Here is an 18,578-nt window from a genome sequence, read left to right as displayed (position 1 = left end):
CAATTTAAAAAAGCGTAGAAAGGTTTAATTTCTACACTTTTTCTAATTGATAACATATTTATTGCTGTTCTAAATTTGTTATATAAGATTTTACAGCTTGTAACAAAAAGTCTTCCTGCCCCATACCAGCATCATTAGCCATTTTAACTACTTTTTGTTTAAATTCATGATCTGCATGAAAAGTTAATGGCTCTACATTACTTTTAAAGTAAATCCCTTCTACATGTGGAAGTATCGAACCGGATTTCATATGAGAATGTAAGTATTTAATCTCTTCTTGAAATTGCAACGGATCCACCTGTAAAACGAATGGTTTAATTTCTAGTTTGATGGTATCAGGCATAGTAGTTAATCGCATATTTGTAACACCGAGTTCTTTATAAAATAAGTTTATTAAATTGTAAGAGATGGAATGAAATAATTGAGGCTTTTTAAATGTAAAAGATAAATAACCTCGTTTCGTTATGACTGCTTGCTTTTTAAAAGGTTTAAATGAATAGCCAAGTTCTTTATATTTTGATAAAGGAAAGATTTCTTCATCCTCTGTAATAATCTTTCCATCAATACCATTTATCTCTATTATACGAGCTGATTTTTCAGTGTGTTGGTGTGTTATTAATTGATATAGATAAATATCGGTGTCATGAATCTTCGTAATAAACGTCTTTCGTTCTTTTGTTGTTGTTTTTTTATAATTAAGCTGAAAAATTTCTAGCTCTTCTTCATCAATGACATATACTTGTTTACCACGCTTTTCTACCATTGTGGCTGGTAACTTTCCAGACTTAATGTATGTAAAGATAGTGGAAGGTGCTACGTTTAGAATTTCTGCTGATTCTTTTGTACTTAATCCTTTTACTTCCTCTTTATTCATTAACCGTTCAATATCTTCTAAATAGAATATTTTGCTACCGAATTGCTTCCAATTATCTTTATATACACATTCTATTAATCCTTCTTTTTCTTTCTTTAAAATGGTTTGAACGGTAACTCCCATTAAATCCGCTGCTTCTTTTGTTGTTACTGTAGGTTTTGTAATAAACAGTAAATCTTGTGTCATGAAAGTATACCTCCTTATTTATTTTCCTTAATTTATAAACTATGTATATATCATATCAGATTCCTAATTATATATAAAATAAGATTTCTATTTTTAAAAATAGAAAATTATTATTTTATATTAAAGTCATTCTATAAGTTATTTATATGTGAAAAAAATTTTATCTTTGTTTAATACTTAAATGTTTTATAATATTTAATGAAAATATAATATGTGTACATCTATTTTATAAAAAATTATTAAAAATTATAAGTATAAATAAATAGAGAAGAATGGTACCTTATTACAGAAATAATGTGATTTTTAATTTGTATAATTGATGTAAGTGATATGTAAATCATAGTATACTTAATAAATATATTAAGATTAAAAATCTATACAAGAAGAGGTGTAGTAGAAGTATGGATGATAAAAATCAAAAAGAATTATTACCTATTACAAACAATCAACAGGAATTTATAGATACATATTTAGAAGATATAAGAGGTATAGGTTCATTTCTGCATAATAATCGTTATATGAATGATGTGGAACAAAAGATGGAGGCAGCAGAAAAAGAAGGTAAGGGGAAATATGATTTTTTAAACGATCTTGAAGTGATTTATCATTTTGTACATTTGCCAAAAGATATGGATGAGAAAAAAAATAGAAAGAAGGATACAAAAAAGGGTTATGTGTCTGAAATCTTATCATTTTGCCAATGTATGGTGCAGCATGCAGAAGAGTTTGAAGTAAATGGGGAAGAGGTACAGCAAAATGCTTCCTTATTAAAAACATTGCGGCCTTGGCACATTCGTAAATTTAATTTCTGGTTGAAAAATGTACAAAATGGTCGGAATGGTAATACCTATGCAGTCGCAACACTCGCGAAGAAAACAGTATTAATTCGTTCTTTTTTTAAACACCTTCATGCATTTGGCTATATCGAAAAACCGCTTCATGAAGAACTGCAGCGAGCAAATGTAAATGAACAAGATCGGCCAAATCGTGATTTATCCTATGAGGAAGTTATGAAAATATTAGGATTTTATAAAGAGAGAGGACATTTAGTAAACTATACAATAATACTTGCATTGGCTAGTACTGGTGCACGTATTCAGGAGTTGTGTACTGCAAGTGTAAAAGATTTACACTATGACGGGAAGTATTGGTTAAAAGTTAGAGGAAAAGGGGACAAGGTACGTGAACTTTTCGTTTCAGAACATTTATATCAATGTATTTGTGAAATGAGGAGAAGAAGAGGTTTCCAAACGGTATTGGAAAAAGGGGATGAGAGTCCGTTATTTATAAATCAAAGAGGAAATGCTTATAACTCTAAAACACTATCTAATCAGGTAACAGATATGATAAAAAAGACAAACTTAGAGTTCTTACAATACCGTGAAAATCCAGTAACCGCACATACATTTCGACATGCCTTTGCAATTATGGCAGTAGAGCAAGGAAATGCAGATTTATATCATTTAATGCAAACACTTGGCCATGAAAATATTCAAACAACAAAGATCTATTTAGAGAAGCATATGAAGCGTAAAAATAATGTAGGATCCACTTTCGCTGATATGTTGATATAGAATTTATGACGTTAATACCAACAAATAATTATGTGTTTTTTACATAATTATTTGTTGGTATTTTTGGTATATCATACGTATAATCTCAGGATGATGTGAAAGTTGTGTGAGCAGAAACTGAATGGAAAAACTTACAAAAACAATGGGGAGTCAAGTAGACGTGTTAGATCCAATCTCTATTAATTAAAAATAATGAAGATATGTTTAATAAAGAAAAATCAATATGATTTTAGGAAGTTATCCTGGTTTTTTATTTTAGGTATTAATTTTCGAAAACATTTTTAGGTATTTTAGATAAATATAATTTCTTTAAGGAAAGTGGACTGAATCAATTCAAAAAGAATAGTGCGAAAAATTAAAAGTATGCTAGATTACTAAAATTAGAACGGGTATAATAATTTTGACGGATAATGAAACCGTTTTCGTAAATATTGAAGGGTGTGAACTTATTGAAAAGAGTAATAGCAGTATGTTTGTTATTTGCTTTATTTTCCCCTAATATATATGGAGAAAATAAAGCAAATGCAGCTACAGTGAACAATGGAACTTTAATGCAGTATTTCGAGTGGTACGTGCCAAATGATGGGGAACATTGGAATCGTTTGCGTACTGATGCTGAAAATTTAGCTCATAAAGGAATTACATCTGTATGGATACCACCCGCATATAAAGGAACTTCACAAAATGATGTAGGGTATGGAGTGTATGATGTATATGATTTGGGAGAATTCAATCAAAAAGGAACGGTACGGACAAAATATGGGACAAAAGCACAATTGAAATCTGCAATTGAGGCTTTACATAATCAAAATATCGATGTATACGGTGATATTGTTATGAACCATAAAGGTGGGGCAGATTATACTGAGGTTGTAACAGCCGTTGAGGTAGACCGTAATAATCGAAATATTGAAACATCGGGTGATTATCAAATAAATGCGTGGACGGGATTTGATTTTCCAGGACGCGGGGATTCATATTCTAATTTTAAATGGAGATGGTATCATTTTGATGGAACGGATTGGGATGAAGGAAGGAAATTAAATAGAATTTATAAATTTAGGGGCATAGGTAAAGCTTGGGACTGGGAAGTGTCTAGTGAGAATGGCAACTATGATTATTTAATGTATGCAGATCTTGATTTCGATCATCCTGATGTTGCAAATGAAATGAAAAATTGGGGAACCTGGTATGCGGACGAATTAAATTTAGATGGCTTTCGTTTAGACGCAGTTAAACATATTGACCATGAATATCTCCGCGATTGGGTAAATCATGTTAGAAAGCAAACGGGGAAGGAAATGTTTACAGTAGCTGAATATTGGCAAAATGATATTCGTGCTTTAAACAATTATTTAGGGAAAGTAAATTATAATCAATCTGTGTTCGATGCGCCCCTTCATTATAATTTTCATTATGCTTCAACAGGAAATGGAAATTATGATATGAGGAACATTTTAAAGGGTACGGTAGTAGAAAGTCATCCTACACTATCTGTTACTCTCGTTGAGAATCATGATTCTCAGCCTGGCCAGTCATTGGAATCTGTTGTGAGTCCTTGGTTTAAGCCGTTGGCCTATGCATTTATTTTAACACGTGCAGAGGGATATCCTTCTGTTTTTTATGGAGATTACTATGGTACAAATGGAAATAGTAGTCATGAAATTCCAACGTTAAAGGATAAAATTGATCCAATTCTGATGGCACGAAAAAACTTTGCATATGGTACGCAACATGATTATTTAGACCATCCAGATGTGATTGGCTGGACAAGAGAAGGGGACAGTATACATGCTAATTCTGGTTTAGCAACATTAATCTCTGATGGATCAGGAGGATCAAAATGGATGAATGTTGGAAGGAACAACGCAGGGGAAATATGGTACGATATTACGGGCAATCAAATAAATACCGTAACGATTAATAAAGATGGATGGGGGCAGTTCCATGTAAATGGGGGATCTGTTTCAATATATGTTCAGAAGTAAACTAGATATGGAGACAAAGAAGCAAACTTGAAAATAAGTCAGCTTCTTTGTTTTATTCTGTTCATTTAGAGGTATATTTTATCATATATAGTTCTTAAATCAAAAATATAATTACATTCTGGTAAACGCTTCTGAAAACTTCATATTAAACACATATCAATTCCATGAATAGCACATATTCAAATTATATAATTCACTTAAGGAATTATATAATTAATATCTAAACATAAGGATATTATGTAATTTAAAGATTTACAGTAAAACAAATAGTAAAAGGAGAGGAATTACTATGACGATATTTGTAGATCATGAAATGGAGTACATGAATTTAGAGGAAGATGCTGAACTTTTAAAATTAATGGCACATCCTATGCGTTTAAAACTAATTAATGAACTTTATAAACATAAAACATTAAATGTAACACAAATAACCCAAATCTTAAAACTCCCACAATCAACTGTATCCCAGCATTTATCTAAAATGAGAGGGAAAGTTTTAAAAGGAGATCGACAAGGTCTAGAGATTTACTACAGCATTAAAAATCCAAAAGCTGAAGAAATTATTAAGTTATTAGGCCCTATCCAATAGACTCTATATAATTGCATCCTATTTTCTAAAGTAAAATACAAAATATATATTCAATACGATAAAAGGACTTATGTTTTCATTTAATGTACGGAAGTGAAAAAGTAGTAAAAGTCCTTATAAAAAAGACGCTTTTTTAGCGTCTTTTTTATCTTTTAAGATACTTTACTTGAGTTCATTAGGTAGTTAGGGATTGAAAATCTGACTTTAAAGAAAAATGTTGAGCAGTTCTCTATTATTATTATACATAAATATTAAAGTAATAATTATGTAATTTTGCATAGATATATCTAAATCCTCTAATAAAATTTTGTTTCTATATTCCCACGGACAGCTATGAATGGATAAAACTTTTATTTTTTAATAATGATCCATTATATATAACCAGCATATCATCAGTAATATTAAAATAGTGTTATTTTGGTGGAAATAGGCTATTAAACCTGTGTATTATTAATTTCTCTTTCAGAATGCAATCTAGTTAAAGAAAAAATAGCACAAATCAGAGAGAGGACAATAATACTGCTACCAACCCAAGCCATTTGGGATATGTTTTGTACTTGATTTAAGCTAAAACCACCCACTGCAGACCCTAGAGCGATTCCAATTTGGAGAGCTGAATTATTAAAACTTTGTTGAATATCTGAGGTTTTTGGAGCGCTTTGAATTAAATAGCTTTGCTGTGGTGGTGCTATTCCCCAACTTAGTGCTGCCCAAATTATCATTACCGGAATAAATACAATAAGAGAAACTGTTGTAAAAGGCAATAAGAAAAGTGTTAAAGCAAACATTGTAATTATTATAATAATGCTTTTAGGAGCGCCTATTTTGTCTGATACGACACCACTGATGGCTCCTCCACTTACCGCAGCTAACCCGAAAATCAAATAGCATATACTAATCCAGTAAGGATTCATCTGGAAATTTGTTTCTAAAAAAGGGGTGAAATAAGCATATAAGGTGTAATGTCCAGCTAGCATAAACAATGTTGCTAAATGTGCAGATCCTAATTTTAGGCTACATACGGCTTTTAATTGAACAAGTAGTGGAATTTTATTTTCTTCACCTGGAATTTTTTCTAAAAATATTGAGATTAAAATGATTGAACCGACAGATAGAACTGTAATACATAAAAATATAATTCTCCAGCCAAAAACGTTAGAAATTAATATTCCTAATGGTACACCTAAAACAAGTGATGAGCTAATCCCCATATAGATTAGTCCTAAAGCTTTTGCTTGATGAGAAGGTGTAACAATTTTTACTGCAATAGTAAGTGAAAGTACTACAACTAAAGCTGTACTCATAGCAGTTATTACCCTTGATAACATCATGAAAGAAAAAGTAGGGCTAAAATAAGTAAGTACATTTCCAATTAAGAATACATAGAGGGAGAAAAGATATAATTTCTTTCTTTCAATTCTACTTGTTAAAATCAGTAAGATAGGTCCAGTTATTGCATAAATAAATGCAAAAATTGTTATTAATTGCCCAGCAGAGCTTAAAGAAATATTAAAGTCTTGGGCGATGTCTGGTAAAATACCACCGACAACAAGTTCGACAAGACCTACTGCAACGGTTGCTAAAGCTAAGATAAAAACTTTAAAATTCATTTTATCGTTTCCTTTCTGTTTAGAGTATTTTTATAAACAAAAAACTCCTGACTACAAAGCAGTTATTATGCTTTTTGTAGTCAGGAGTTTTAGGTTCCCGGTAGAGACCCCCTAGCCATATTCTTGGGGTTATACAAATATTTTCTAGTTATGTATTTAATTAATAATAAAACATATTCTACTAGAATACTTTTTTGTTTGCAATAACTATTTTTAATAAACTATTTATCTGTTTTCCGACAAAAGACTTCTTCCTAAAAAATGTGAAGGTGTGAAACACTCATTTTAGGTGGGAGATGAATGTCGGTAGGCTTAACCGGTTCTGGTGCAAACACTCCAAAACGCTTGTAAGTAACCTCCTAAACTTGGACATATTGATACTAGTACTCTAAAAAAGGATGTGATTGGTATGGAAAAGCAAAATCTATTCAAGTGGAAACATTATCAACCGGATATTATTTTATTAACCGTGAGATGGTACCTACGATACAACCTCAGTTTTCGTGATTTAGTCGAAGTGATGGAAGAACGCAGGCTATGCCTTGCTCATACAACTATCATGCGATGGGTTCATCAATATGGTCCCGAATAAGATAATCAAGTACGACGTCATCTTAAGTCAACCAACGATTCTTGGCGAGTCGATGAGACGTATGTGAAAGTCAAAGGTCAATGGATGTACCTATATCGTGCTGTTGATTCAAAAGGAAATACAATTGATTTGCATTTAAGCAAAACAAGAGATCATAGAGCTGCAAAGCGTTTTTTCAAGAAAGCTTTGCGGTCTTTTCATGTTTCAAAGCCCCGTGTGATTACAGTAGACAAAAATCCGGCCTATCCTATAGCGATTGAAGAGTTGAAGACAGAGAAAAAGATGCCTGTAGGCATCCAAATAAGGCAGGTAAAATACCTTAATAACATTGTAGAGCAAGATCATCGTTTTATTAAAAAGAGAGTTCGTTCAATGTTAGGATTGAAATCTTTTCGTACAGCTAAATCTATTCTTTCAGGAATAGAAGCGATGCATATCATTAAAAAAGGCCAACTTATTTTATGGGACAAGTCTGTCCAAAATGAAATGAAGTTTATTCATCAACTATTCGGAATGGCTGCATAAGGATAGATTCCATTAGGAATCTATATACCTCTTTCAAATAAATGCAATCTTTGCACCAGAACCAATAATATCTCGTTTGAACTGTTTCTCTTTAAAATATCGCATTTGTGATTCTCCTCGTTCCTTTTTTTTTAGAGTGTAGTTCCATTTAGAAAACTTTGCACCAGAACCTTTTGATTGTATATGATATTTTTATTCCCTACACATAATACCTACTACTAACAATATCGAATCTATTCTGTTATAATATGAATTAGCAACATAAAGGAAAGGAATTAGAAAAAATGACCTTACAAAATACTAAAAACCTGAAAAAACAAGTTGCTCCTTTTGAAAAATCAACGACGAAAAAAAGTATTTGGCAAATCATCAACACAATAGTGCCATTTATTATATTATGGTACCTTGCTTATAAAAGCCTGTCCGTTTCTTATTGGTTAACATTAGTTCCATCTGTGATAGCCGCTGGGTTTTTGACACGGATTTTCATTATTTTTCATGATTGTACCCATCATTCTTTTTTTAAAAGTCGTCGTGTAAATAGAATAGTTGGGACATTTATGGGTGTTTTAACTTTATTCCCGTTTGATCAATGGGGGCATGAGCATTCCATTCATCACGCTACAAGTGGTAATTTGGATAAGCGAGGTACAGGAGATATTTGGACCCTTACAGTGAATGAATATTTGGCAGCGCCACTTAGACACCGTTTAGCATATCGTTTTTATCGTAACCCATTGGTTATGTTTGGATTAGGTCCGATTTATGTTTTCCTGCTTAAAAATAGATTTAACCGAAAAGGTGCCAGAAAGAAGGAACGCATGAACACCTACTTGACGAATGTTTTAATCGTTGCTTTAGTAGGGTTACTCTGCTGGGCACTCGGATGGCAATCGTTTCTTTTAGTACAAGGTTCCATATTCTTAATATCAGGTTCAGTAGGTATTTGGCTGTTTTACGTACAGCACACATTTGAGGATTCTTATTTTGAAGAAGATAAAGAGTGGGAATATGTGAAAGCAGCAGTGGAAGGAAGTTCTTTTTATAAACTTCCAAAACTCTTGCAATTTCTTACTGGTAATATTGGATTTCATCATGTTCACCATTTAAGTCCAAGAGTACCTAACTATAAACTAGAAGAGGCACACAATAATACGCTTCCTTTAAAAAATGTACCAACGATTACTCTTGCTACAAGCCTGCGGTCAATCCGCTTCCGTCTATGGGATGAGCAAAACAACAATTTTGTTAGCTTTAAAGACGTTAAATATTTAGCGGAAAACAATGTTTCTATTCAAGTGAAATCCGAACTATAACTTCATCATTTATGGCTGACTCCCCTTAATAATCCTTGATTTAAGGGGAGTCTTTGTTTAAGTAGTAGATGCCCGATAAGGAGAAAACTTAAATGATTCAAATTGTAATTGAGGAGGATTAGGAAATGCTGTTAGGGACAATAGGTTTCCTACTGAATTCAAATGAAAATGATGAAGAAAAAATAATAGAATCTGCTGTAAATGTACTGTCTAAATGTTTATCTCTTAAGAAACTTCGCAACAAAAACCTTTTTTATTTATCACCTTTTTGCACCAGAACCGGATACATCGGAACACCTTATGAATTATATTGAACCGAAGGGGCTTACGTTGATAATCGACTTTTTAATAGGTAAAAGCGTGTTTATACGCTTGAATCTGAAGAAGAAACCAAATTTTCGTTGAATACATGTAAACAATGTGAGAACCATTGATAATCCAATAGTTCTCACATTGAGATTAAGATAAGTCCGAATTTTATACGCTAAGACAATTTCTAAAGTGAAATCTCATCTTTACTACTGGGGTGTTTCTTTTTGTTAGCTTGATGAGCATCGGTCTGTATCCCTTTTAACACAAAACAATGATTTTATATGGTGTAGTTTGAGCTGGTATACTCATTGTTGTAAGACCATAAATAGCTATTAAATTTCGATTCACAAGATTCCCTGTAAAAAATTGACCGTTTGTTAATAAAATTTGAGTAGAAGGAGAAATATTTAATTTTAATTTTCCATCACTACTCTCCAACTGTTCATTAAAATAGTCTACTTTTACATTTTGATGCGGTGTATTCTTAGCCATAACAATTGCTTGAAATTGTGGTGGGAAAATGAGAGGAACAGGAGCGTTAGCATCGTAAAATCCACTTATTTTATCTCCTATTACTACTGTTGCGTAGTCAATAAAATAAGTATTTGGTTTCACTACAAAATTTATTAGAGTTCCATAACCATTATTTACGGATATTAACTTATTACATCCTATTTCTTCATTTGATCCTGTTACAAAATCGTTAATCATAGTTATTGTACCCTCAAATGATTGAAAGTTTGTCATTCTAATACCTCTTTTGTTTATATAATTAAACCTTTATCGCTACTCTATAATTTTTAAAAACATGTAAATGAACTAATCCTTCTTGTATCAATTCCAAAAATCATCCAAAACCTACCGTTCCATCTGAAACCAGTAACAGATCTTGGTCCTACAAAAATCGGATAATACCAAAACTGTTCACCATTTGTAAGCCATATATAGGTGTTTCGAAATAAACAGAATGAAATTGCTCCTGGATCAACAGCAAATGGTGAAGCTGTTGATTGCTGAGGAATAAATGATGGGGGAGGAGATGTTGGGGCTTGTGAACTTTGTTCTCCTGGAAAACCTGGTCCACCCGGAAAACCTGGTCCACCCGGAAAACCTGGTCCACCCGGAAAACCTGGTCCACCTGGAAAACCTGGTCCACCTGGAAAACCTGATGTCCCTGGTAAACCAGGAATTTGAAGACCAGGGAATTGACGATCGAAGTATTGATCATAATTTATATAAGGATAACATATTGACTCATTATACATTTAAAAGTCACCTCTTTATTTTATAACTTCCTAAAGTATTAATATGTAATATTGCCTATACATGAAGCTTATCCGCTTCATGTATAGACAATATTTTTATAAGGCAGATATATTTGTTTTTGGATGTGAGCGTAGTGGCTGGGGTGAAGCGAAGCTAGGGGTAAGAGGAAGGAGAATTCTTTCGGATAATTTATTTCTCTATATTACGTTATACATCTTATAACGAAAAATAATAAATAACGACATGTTTTTTAGGAATATTGTTATTTATTGCTTATTTGTCTTTTATTTGTTGTTTATTTATCTTTTGTTTGTTGTTTATTTGTTGCTTTTTGTTATAGAGAAATATGTAATTATGCATATGTAAATAAAGGGGATCGATATGCAGAGTGTGATTAAATTATATTAAACAAAACTAAAATTATATTAGCTATTTTTCATATGTTAAAATGATGCCTTTTTAACTAAGTATATCAAGTTGTAACTGCTATAATTACTTAAAATATATTAAAAAATCATTTTATAAGTATAATATTTTCGTTTGCATTAATACTTAATAGTTAAATTATTGAATATAATCGACAAAATTCTACTATTTACGTATTAAAAATTTAATGTTTTAATAAAGGTGCAATTGGTATGACCACTCAAGGGGGGAGAAGATTGCACTAATAAATGTGTAGTAAAGTTACAAGTAACATTATGTCGAAGTTAATCAACTTAATATTCAGTTATTTTTAAAAAGGTCTAGAATCTCAGAAGTATCACATTTGAAAAAAAGTGTTTTAAGTTTCTACATAGCAAAAGTGATTTTATTCCGCAATAAAAGTATAAGAAATGTACAGTATAATTTCATCTTTTGTAATCTTGTAGGGCCTTGTCGACAAAATTAGGCGAGATATTATGAAATTATTATATTATTTAAAAAAGTCATGGCAGGGATAGCTGTAAGAGCAATGGGTTTATCTATCTGGGTTCTTGTAAGTCAAACAGCAACTCAAGAGAAAAATAAATATTATACTATTCATTGGGCAGTTAATTCAAATATAGGTGATGAAATTTTATTGTTTACTTTCAGAAAACTTAATATTCAAATGAATAGTAAGTAATTTCCTTACATTCTATGAGAAGTAAATAATAACGAGGTTTAACACTCTATCTGAAAGATTTCTCCTTCCTCGAGCATGTGAAAAAAAGAGCCTAGCGTTAGGTCATTCAAGATGTATGTATAAGATTCTAAATAGACAATAGTAAAGGGGTGTACGGAATGAAAAATAAAATAATTACAGGACTTTTTATAACATCAATTGTAACTGGGGCGACTATTCCTATCAATACTCTTGCAACACCAATCGTTCATGCAGAAACTCAACAGGAAAGCATGGATATATCCTCATCATTACGAAAATTAGGTGCACAATCTAAATTAATCCAAACATATATTGATCAAGGTTTAATGAGCCCTAATGTACAGCTAGCAGAAGTCCCAGCTTTAAATACAAATCAATCCCTAATCAAGCAAGATATGAAGGAATGGTCATCAGAACTTTATCCAAATTTAATTCTAGTAAATTCAAAAAGTAAAGGGTTTGTAACTAAATTTAATAGCTATTATCCAACATTAAAAGCGTTTGTAGACAATAAAGAAGATAAAGAAGGCTTTGTGGATAGACTTGAAGTTCTTCAAGATATGACTATGACGAACCAAGAAAACGTACAAAGACAGATTAATGAATTAACAGATCTTAAATTACAGCTGGATAAAAAACTTCAAGATCTCGATATGGATGTAACAAAAGCACAGGGTGTACTAAGTTCAGATGGAACAGGGAAAATAGATCAGCTAAAAAATGAATTACAAAATACCCAAAAATCAATTCAAAATGATTTACAACAAATAGCATTATTACCAGGAGCTTTAAACGAACAAGGATTTGTTATATTCAAAGAAGTCTATAACCTTTCAAAAGATATCATTGAACCGGCTGCTCAAACAGCGGTAGCAGCGTATAACAAAGGAAAAGAAATTAACAACTCTATTTTAGAAGCAGAGAAAAAAGCAGAACAAGAAGCGAAAGAAAAGGGTAAATCTGCTCTAGAGATTGAAGCGGCCAAAAAAGAAGCCCGTGAAGCAATTGAGAAAAGCAAACAAGCTGAAATAGCTGCAGCTGCAGTTACAAAAACAAAAGAGTATGACCTTACGAAAGTAATTGATCCTGAAAAAATTAAAAAAACATATAGTGCTTTCGCTGAAGTAAATAAACTAACAGCAGAACAGCGAACACATTTAGCAGATTTAGAGACACAAAACCAAAAATTTTATGATTTAACTAAGAACCTAAAAATAGCAGATTTACAAAAATCAATGCTTCTTATTATGCAAAATGATTTACATACATTTGCAAATCAAGTAGATGTAGAACTTGACCTACTAAAGCGCTATAAGGAAGATTTGGGTGTAATAAAAAATAGCATTACAAAATTATCTACTAATGTTGATACAACTAACCAGCAGTCTCAAAAAGATACATTAAGACAATTAAAAAATGTAATAAGTTACCTTGAAGAGCAGGTCTATAAATTTTAATATTATGTTTTTAAAAATCTAAAAAGATTATAAGAATCTAGCGAAAGAATGAGAAGGAGAATAGTTATGAAAAAATTTCCATTTAAAGTGTTGACTTTAGCTACTCTGGCAACGGTTATAACTGCTACTACCGGTAACACTATTCATGCATTTGCACAAGAAACGACTGGTCAAGAACAAAAAGTAGGGAATTATGCATTAGGGCCTGAAGGACTGAAGAAAGCATTGGCTGAAACAGGATCTCATATTCTTGTAATGGATTTATACGCAAAAACAATGATTAAACAACCAAATGTAAATCTGTCCAATATTGATTTAGGTTCAGAAGGAGGAGAATTAATCAAAAACATTCACCTTAATCAGGAACTGTCGCGAATCAATGCGAATTATTGGCTAGATACAGCGAAACCAAAGATTCAAAAAACAGCACGTAATATTGTAAATTACGATGAACAATTTCAAAATTATTATGACACATTAGTAGATACTGCACAAAAGAAAGATAAGGCAGGCTTAAAAGAGGGTATAAATGATTTAATCACTACAATTAATACAAATTCAAAAGAGGTTACAGAAGTAATTAAGATGTTACAGGACTTCAAAACAAAACTATATACAAATTCTACAGATTTTAAAAATAATGTAGGCGGCCCAGATGGAAAAGGTGGATTAACGGCACTATTAGCGGGGCAACAAGCGCTAATTCCACAACTTCAAGCTGAAATTGAGAAGCTGCATTCTACTCAGAAAGAACATTTTGACAATGTATTAGCATGGTCAATTGGCGGTGGATTAGGAGCAGCCATTTTAGTTATTGGAGCTATTGCAGGAGCTGTAGTAATTGTTGTGACTGGCGGTACAGCAACACCTGCTGTTGTTGGTGGCCTTACAGCTCTTGGTGCAGCTGGAATTGGTTTAGGAACAGCAGCTGGTGTCACGGCATCTAAGCATATGGACTCCTATAACGAAATTTCTAACAAAATTGGACAATTAAGTACAAAAGCTGATCTTGCTAGCCAAGCTGTTATTTCGCTTACTAACGCGAAAGACACTTTAGCATATCTGTATCAGACAGTGGATCAAGCGATACTGTCTCTAACGAATATTCAACAACAATGGAATAAAATGGGGGCTAATTATACAGATTTGTATGATAATATCGACCAAATGCAAGAGCATAAACTCTCGTTGATACCTGATGATTTAAAGGCTGCTAAACAAAGTTGGAATGATATTCATAAAGATGCAGAATTCATTTCGAAAGATATTGCTTTTAAACAAGATTAGAAATTAAAAATCATAACCTATATTGGAGGAATATAAAATGATGAAAAATATCCCGTACAAACTAATCGTTGCATCGGCTCTTTTAACTATGACAGCAACTTCTGTAGTCTCACCAGTAGCAACTTATGCAAGTGAAATTGAACAAACTAATAATGGAGATACAGCACTTTCAGCAAATGAAGCGAGGATGAAAGAAACCTTGCAAAAGGCCGGATTATTTGCAAAATCTATGAATGCCTATTCTTATATGTTAATTAAAAATCCAGATGTGAACTTTGAAGGAATTACTATTAATGGATATGTGGATTTACCTGGTAGAATTGTACAAGATCAAAAGAATGCAAGGGCACATGCTGTTACATGGGATACGAAGGTGAAAAAACAGCTTTTAGATACATTGACGGGTATTATTGAATACGATACAACTTTTGACAATTATTATGACACAATGGTAGATGCGATTAATACAGGAGATGGAGATACTTTAAAAGAAGGGATTACAGATTTACGAGGTGAAATTCAACAAAATCAAAAGTATGCACAACAATTAATAGAAGAATTAACTAAATTAAGAGATTCTATTGGACAAGATGTTAGAGCATTTGGAAGTAATAAAGATCTCTTGCAGTCGATTTTAAAAAACCAAGGTGTAGATGTTGAGGCTGATCAAAAACGTCTAGATGAAGTTTTAGGATCAGTAAACTATTATAAACAATTAGAATCTGATGGGTTTAATGTAATGAAGGGTGCCATTTTAGGTCTACCAATAATCGGCGGTATCATAGTGGGTGTAGCAAGAGATAATTTAGGTAAGTTAGAGCCTTTATTAGCACAATTACGTCAGACCGTAGATTATAAAGTAACATTAAATCGTGTAGTTGGAGTTGCTTACAATAATATTAGTGAAATGCATAAGGCGCTTGATGATGCTATTACTGCACTTACTTATATGTCTACCCAATGGCATGATTTAGATTCTCAATATTCAGGAGTACTGGGACATATTGAGACTGCATCACAAAAAGCAGATCAAAATAAATATAAATTCTTAAAACCTAACTTGAATGCAGCTAAAGACAGTTGGAAAACATTACGAACAGATGCGGTCACATTAAAAGAAGGGATAAAAGAATTAAAAGTGGAATCTGTTACGCCACAAAAATAGGGAAATATTAATTCTGTTGCATAGTGGCCCAAAACATAGAGAGTCTATGATTACATTATTAAACAGTAAGGCAACAATTAATAAATCCTTATATACCAGAAAGGCGGAGTCTCATTAAAGACTTCGCCTTTCACTTATATATAATTTTCATTCAAATAAAAAGATAACCATGCAGTTTTACTTGTTTTTTAAAACTTTGCAACAGAACCGATTAATATGGGACAGATTATAAAGATTTGCTTGATAATATCGACTCTATGCAACAACATAGATTCTTTTTAATACTTGATGATTTAAAGGCTGCTAAAGAATGTAAGGATGATACTTATAAAAGATGTATAACCCATTTCGAAAGACATCGTTTTTAAAGAAGGATAGAACTTGAAATCAAATCCTATATTGGAGGAATATGAAATGATGAAAAAAATTCCGTATAAAATACTCGCTGTATCAGCGTTTTTAACTATGACAACTACTTATGCAGTCACACCAGTAGCAGCCTTTGCAAGTGAAATTGAACAAACTAACAATGGAGATATGTCTCTTTCAGCAAATGAAGAACAGATGAAAAAAACTGTGCAAGATGCTGGGTTATTTGTAAAATCTATGAATGAATATTCTTATTTGCTAATTAATAATCCAGATGTGAGTTTTGAAGGAATTACTATTAATGGGTATGCAGATTTACCTAGTAAAATTGTACAAGATCAAAAGAATGCAAGAGAACATGCAGTTTCATGGAATACGAAAGTAAAAAAACAGCTTTTAGATACATTGACAGGTATTATTGAATACGATACAAAATTTGAAAATCATTATGAAACATTAGTAGAGGCAATCAATACTGGGAATGGAGATACTTTAAAAAAAGGGATTACAGATTTACGGGGGGAAATTCAACAAAATCAAAAGTCTGCAAAAGTATTAATAGAAGAATTAACAAAATTTAAAAATGCTATTGGAGAAGATGTTAGAGTATTTGGAAGCCATAAAGAGACCTTGCAGTCTATTTTAAAAAGCCAAGGAGCTGCGGTTGAGGATGATCAAAAGCGTCTAGAGGACCTTTTAGGGCAAGTAAACTATCAGAAAGATATAGAATCTAAGGGATTGGACATGGTGAAAATCCCCTTTCTTCCCACATTGATTGCTGGTGGGATAATGATAGGTGATGCAAGAGGTAAGTTAGGCTGGTTAGAGCCGGAATTAGCAAAATTACGTCAGAATGTAGATTATAAAATAACATTAAATCGTGTAGTAGGAGTTGCATTTCATAATATTAGTGATATGCATAGTGCGATTGATAATGCTATTACTGCTCTTACTTATATGTCCACGCAATGGGATGATTTAGACTCTCGATATGCGGGCGTACTGGGACATATTGATAAAGCGGATCAAAAAGTTGATCAAAATAGATATAAATTCTTAATCCCTAACTTGAATGCAGCGAAAGACAGTTGGAAAACATTACGAACAGATGTTGTCACATTACAAGAAGGGATAAAAATTGCAGAGAAAAAAGAACAGGATTTTATGAATCAGCTTCGTCCATCAAACGTTTTCTACTTTTATAAAAAAATTCATAACGCATATACATTTGAAATAAAGACTGGATCAAATGCACCAAATGCGTCTTATAAAGTTATGAATTTAACTAAAAACACTGTTCATAATATGTGGGGCGGAGGGCCAAATACAAACATGTGGGCTGACTGGCTTTCATTCAATCCAAAAGATGAATTAGCGGTGGTAGCAGTAGTAGATGGGAAAGAGTATGTTGTATATAAAGACAAAGTAGAAAATATAATGAACTGAACCCGCAAAGTTAGACAGAAAAATTACGCAGCAATTGGAGATGGTACACTAAACTGGACACTAAGTTAAGTGAAAAAGATGATTCAGAGAGTTCTCTTTCCCTTTATTTCTCACAAGCATGGTTAGTTTAGTCATATCTCGTCCTATATACATACTTTCATCTCCATAATATGTAGTTTGAATGAATACTGAAATAATATACGGAAGTTTAAAAATAAAATTAAGGATAGCTATTAAATGGATTGGTTATATTATTGGTTGTGGAGGTGAGAAAGATGAACAAAAAACAACAAGGTTACAATAAGGCAACTTCTGGCGCTAGCATCCAAAGCACAAATGCTAGCTATGGTACAGAATTCGCAACTGAAACAAATGTACAAGCAGTAAAACAAGCAAATGCACAAGCAGAGGCAAAGAAAGCACAAGCTTCAAGTGCACAAAGTGCAAACGCTAGTTATGGTACAGAATTCGCAACTGAAACAAATGTACAAGCAGTAAAACAAGCAAATGCACAAGCAGAGGCAAAGAAAGCACAAGCTTCAGGTGCACAAAGTGCAAATGCTAGTTATGGTACAGAATTTGCAACTGAAACGGATGTGCATGCAGTGAAAAAACAAAATGCACAATCAGCTGCAAAAAAATCACAATCATCTAGCTCTAATCAATAATGAAGGAAAAACACTTCTCTATCTTAAGAGAAGTGTTTTCTCAGGCTGTGGAGAAAGTCTTCTCCACAGCCTATTTTTGTGTTTGGACCTCTTTTTATGTGTCAACACTAATAACAAAGAGGAAAGGGAAAGATTTTTTATCATTTTAGCCAAGAAGACTCCTTCCTCAAGGAACGTGAAGGGTCGCAGCCCAGTGAGTAGGTGGGAGATGAATTGGCTTCGGAC

General features: G+C 32.5%; 13 protein-coding genes, 2 pseudogenes and 1 riboswitch. Of the genes and pseudogenes, 11 read left to right on the top strand and 4 right to left on the bottom strand.

The genetic code is table 11. From position 1 onward, the window contains the following. Positions 1 to 58: 58 nt before the first annotated feature. Positions 59 to 1,060 carry a helix-turn-helix domain-containing protein gene (locus tag MR109_RS26075; protein ID WP_242274418.1) on the bottom strand — a complete coding sequence of 334 codons (1,002 nt, stop codon included), beginning with the start codon at positions 1,058 to 1,060 and terminating at the stop codon, positions 59 to 61. A 401-nt stretch (positions 1,061 to 1,461) separates the two neighbouring features. On the opposite strand from MR109_RS26075, the gene MR109_RS26070 reads away from it, so the two are divergent. The 4 genes and pseudogenes from MR109_RS26070 to pagR all read left to right on the top strand — a co-directional run bounded on the left by MR109_RS26070 (position 1,462) and on the right by pagR (position 5,211). After that, a complete protein-coding gene (locus MR109_RS26070) occupies positions 1,462 to 2,634 on the top strand; it encodes a tyrosine-type recombinase/integrase (protein ID WP_242274417.1) in 1,173 nt (390 codons plus the stop codon). Positions 2,635 to 2,744: 110 nt separating this feature from the next. Next, positions 2,745 to 2,821 (top strand): annotated as a pseudogene (locus MR109_RS30580) (lipoprotein BA_5634 family protein); the annotation flags it as partial. A 253-nt stretch (positions 2,822 to 3,074) separates the two neighbouring features. Next, positions 3,075 to 4,622, top strand: a complete 1,548-nt coding sequence (gene amyS, locus MR109_RS26065; RefSeq protein ID WP_374202583.1) for an alpha-amylase — start codon at positions 3,075 to 3,077, stop codon at positions 4,620 to 4,622. 289 nt (positions 4,623 to 4,911) lie between these two features. Continuing rightward, positions 4,912 to 5,211, top strand: coding sequence for a transcriptional repressor PagR (gene pagR, locus MR109_RS26060; protein ID WP_048371942.1), 300 nt, complete (start codon positions 4,912 to 4,914; stop codon positions 5,209 to 5,211). Positions 5,212 to 5,645: 434 nt separating this feature from the next. Here pagR and MR109_RS26055 read toward each other — a convergent pair whose 3' ends face one another. Further along, positions 5,646 to 6,821 (bottom strand): MFS transporter, encoded by a 1,176-nt coding sequence (locus MR109_RS26055; RefSeq protein ID WP_048371940.1) that lies wholly within the window; start codon positions 6,819 to 6,821, stop codon positions 5,646 to 5,648. 57 nt (positions 6,822 to 6,878) lie between these two features. Continuing rightward, a riboswitch (purine riboswitch) is annotated at positions 6,879 to 6,978 on the bottom strand. 252 nt (positions 6,979 to 7,230) lie between these two features. Between MR109_RS26055 and MR109_RS26050 the strand changes: the two are divergent. Together MR109_RS26050 and desA are read left to right on the top strand one after the other, a co-directional pair. Next, positions 7,231 to 7,938, top strand: a pseudogene (locus MR109_RS26050) (IS6 family transposase). A 284-nt stretch (positions 7,939 to 8,222) separates the two neighbouring features. Next, a complete protein-coding gene (gene desA, locus MR109_RS26045; protein WP_242274415.1) occupies positions 8,223 to 9,254 on the top strand; it encodes a Delta(5) desaturase DesA in 1,032 nt (343 codons plus the stop codon). Positions 9,255 to 9,824: 570 nt separating this feature from the next. Here desA and MR109_RS26040 read toward each other — a convergent pair. Together MR109_RS26040 and MR109_RS26035 are read right to left on the bottom strand one after the other, a co-directional pair. After that, a complete protein-coding gene (locus MR109_RS26040) occupies positions 9,825 to 10,313 on the bottom strand; it encodes a hypothetical protein (protein WP_242274414.1) in 489 nt (162 codons plus the stop codon). 53 nt (positions 10,314 to 10,366) lie between these two features. Next, a complete protein-coding gene (locus MR109_RS26035) occupies positions 10,367 to 10,831 on the bottom strand; it encodes a collagen-like protein (RefSeq protein ID WP_242274413.1) in 465 nt (154 codons plus the stop codon). Between the two features lie 1,267 nt (positions 10,832 to 12,098). Here MR109_RS26035 and hblC point away from each other — a divergent pair. The 5 genes from hblC (at position 12,099) to MR109_RS26010 (ending at position 18,353) form a co-directional block, all read left to right on the top strand. Next, a complete protein-coding gene (gene hblC / locus MR109_RS26030; protein ID WP_098789872.1) occupies positions 12,099 to 13,418 on the top strand; it encodes a hemolysin BL lytic component L2 in 1,320 nt (439 codons plus the stop codon). Between the two features lie 66 nt (positions 13,419 to 13,484). Further along, positions 13,485 to 14,705, top strand: a complete 1,221-nt coding sequence (hblD, locus tag MR109_RS26025) for a hemolysin BL lytic component L1 (protein WP_025147143.1) — start codon at positions 13,485 to 13,487, stop codon at positions 14,703 to 14,705. A gap of 37 nt (positions 14,706 to 14,742) precedes the next feature. Then, positions 14,743 to 15,870, top strand: coding sequence for a hemolysin BL binding component B (gene hblA, locus MR109_RS26020; protein ID WP_048371928.1), 1,128 nt, complete (start codon positions 14,743 to 14,745; stop codon positions 15,868 to 15,870). Between the two features lie 414 nt (positions 15,871 to 16,284). Next, positions 16,285 to 17,685 (top strand): hemolysin BL regulatory component HblB, encoded by a 1,401-nt coding sequence (hblB, locus tag MR109_RS26015; protein ID WP_242274412.1) that lies wholly within the window; start codon positions 16,285 to 16,287, stop codon positions 17,683 to 17,685. A 275-nt stretch (positions 17,686 to 17,960) separates the two neighbouring features. Further along, on the top strand, positions 17,961 to 18,353 hold the full coding sequence (locus MR109_RS26010) for a gamma-type small acid-soluble spore protein (protein WP_048371924.1): 393 nt from the start codon (positions 17,961 to 17,963) through the stop codon (positions 18,351 to 18,353). Positions 18,354 to 18,578: the final 225 nt, after the last annotated feature.

The sequence above is a fragment of the Bacillus cereus group sp. BfR-BA-01310 genome, assembly GCF_022664325.1.
Classification (GTDB): Bacteria; Bacillota; Bacilli; order Bacillales; family Bacillaceae_G; genus Bacillus_A; species Bacillus_A paramycoides.
This window is presented reverse-complemented; position numbering and strand designations above follow the sequence as displayed.

Bases quoted from the DNA above. Each gene is read 5' to 3' on its own strand.
- MR109_RS26075 (WP_242274418.1), bottom strand. From the start codon at position 1,060: ATGACACAAGATTTACTGTTTATTACAAAACCTACAGTAACAACAAAA.
- MR109_RS26070 (WP_242274417.1), top strand. From the start codon at position 1,462: ATGGATGATAAAAATCAAAAAGAATTATTACCTATTACAAACAATCAA.
- pagR (WP_048371942.1), top strand. From the start codon at position 4,912: ATGACGATATTTGTAGATCATGAAATGGAGTACATGAATTTAGAGGAA.
- MR109_RS26055 (WP_048371940.1), bottom strand. From the start codon at position 6,821: ATGAATTTTAAAGTTTTTATCTTAGCTTTAGCAACCGTTGCAGTAGGT.
- desA (WP_242274415.1), top strand. From the start codon at position 8,223: ATGACCTTACAAAATACTAAAAACCTGAAAAAACAAGTTGCTCCTTTT.
- MR109_RS26040 (WP_242274414.1), bottom strand. From the start codon at position 10,313: ATGACAAACTTTCAATCATTTGAGGGTACAATAACTATGATTAACGAT.
- MR109_RS26035 (WP_242274413.1), bottom strand. From the start codon at position 10,831: ATGTATAATGAGTCAATATGTTATCCTTATATAAATTATGATCAATAC.
- hblC (WP_098789872.1), top strand. From the start codon at position 12,099: ATGAAAAATAAAATAATTACAGGACTTTTTATAACATCAATTGTAACT.
- hblD (WP_025147143.1), top strand. From the start codon at position 13,485: ATGAAAAAATTTCCATTTAAAGTGTTGACTTTAGCTACTCTGGCAACG.
- hblA (WP_048371928.1), top strand. From the start codon at position 14,743: ATGATGAAAAATATCCCGTACAAACTAATCGTTGCATCGGCTCTTTTA.
- hblB (WP_242274412.1), top strand. From the start codon at position 16,285: ATGATGAAAAAAATTCCGTATAAAATACTCGCTGTATCAGCGTTTTTA.
- MR109_RS26010 (WP_048371924.1), top strand. From the start codon at position 17,961: ATGAACAAAAAACAACAAGGTTACAATAAGGCAACTTCTGGCGCTAGC.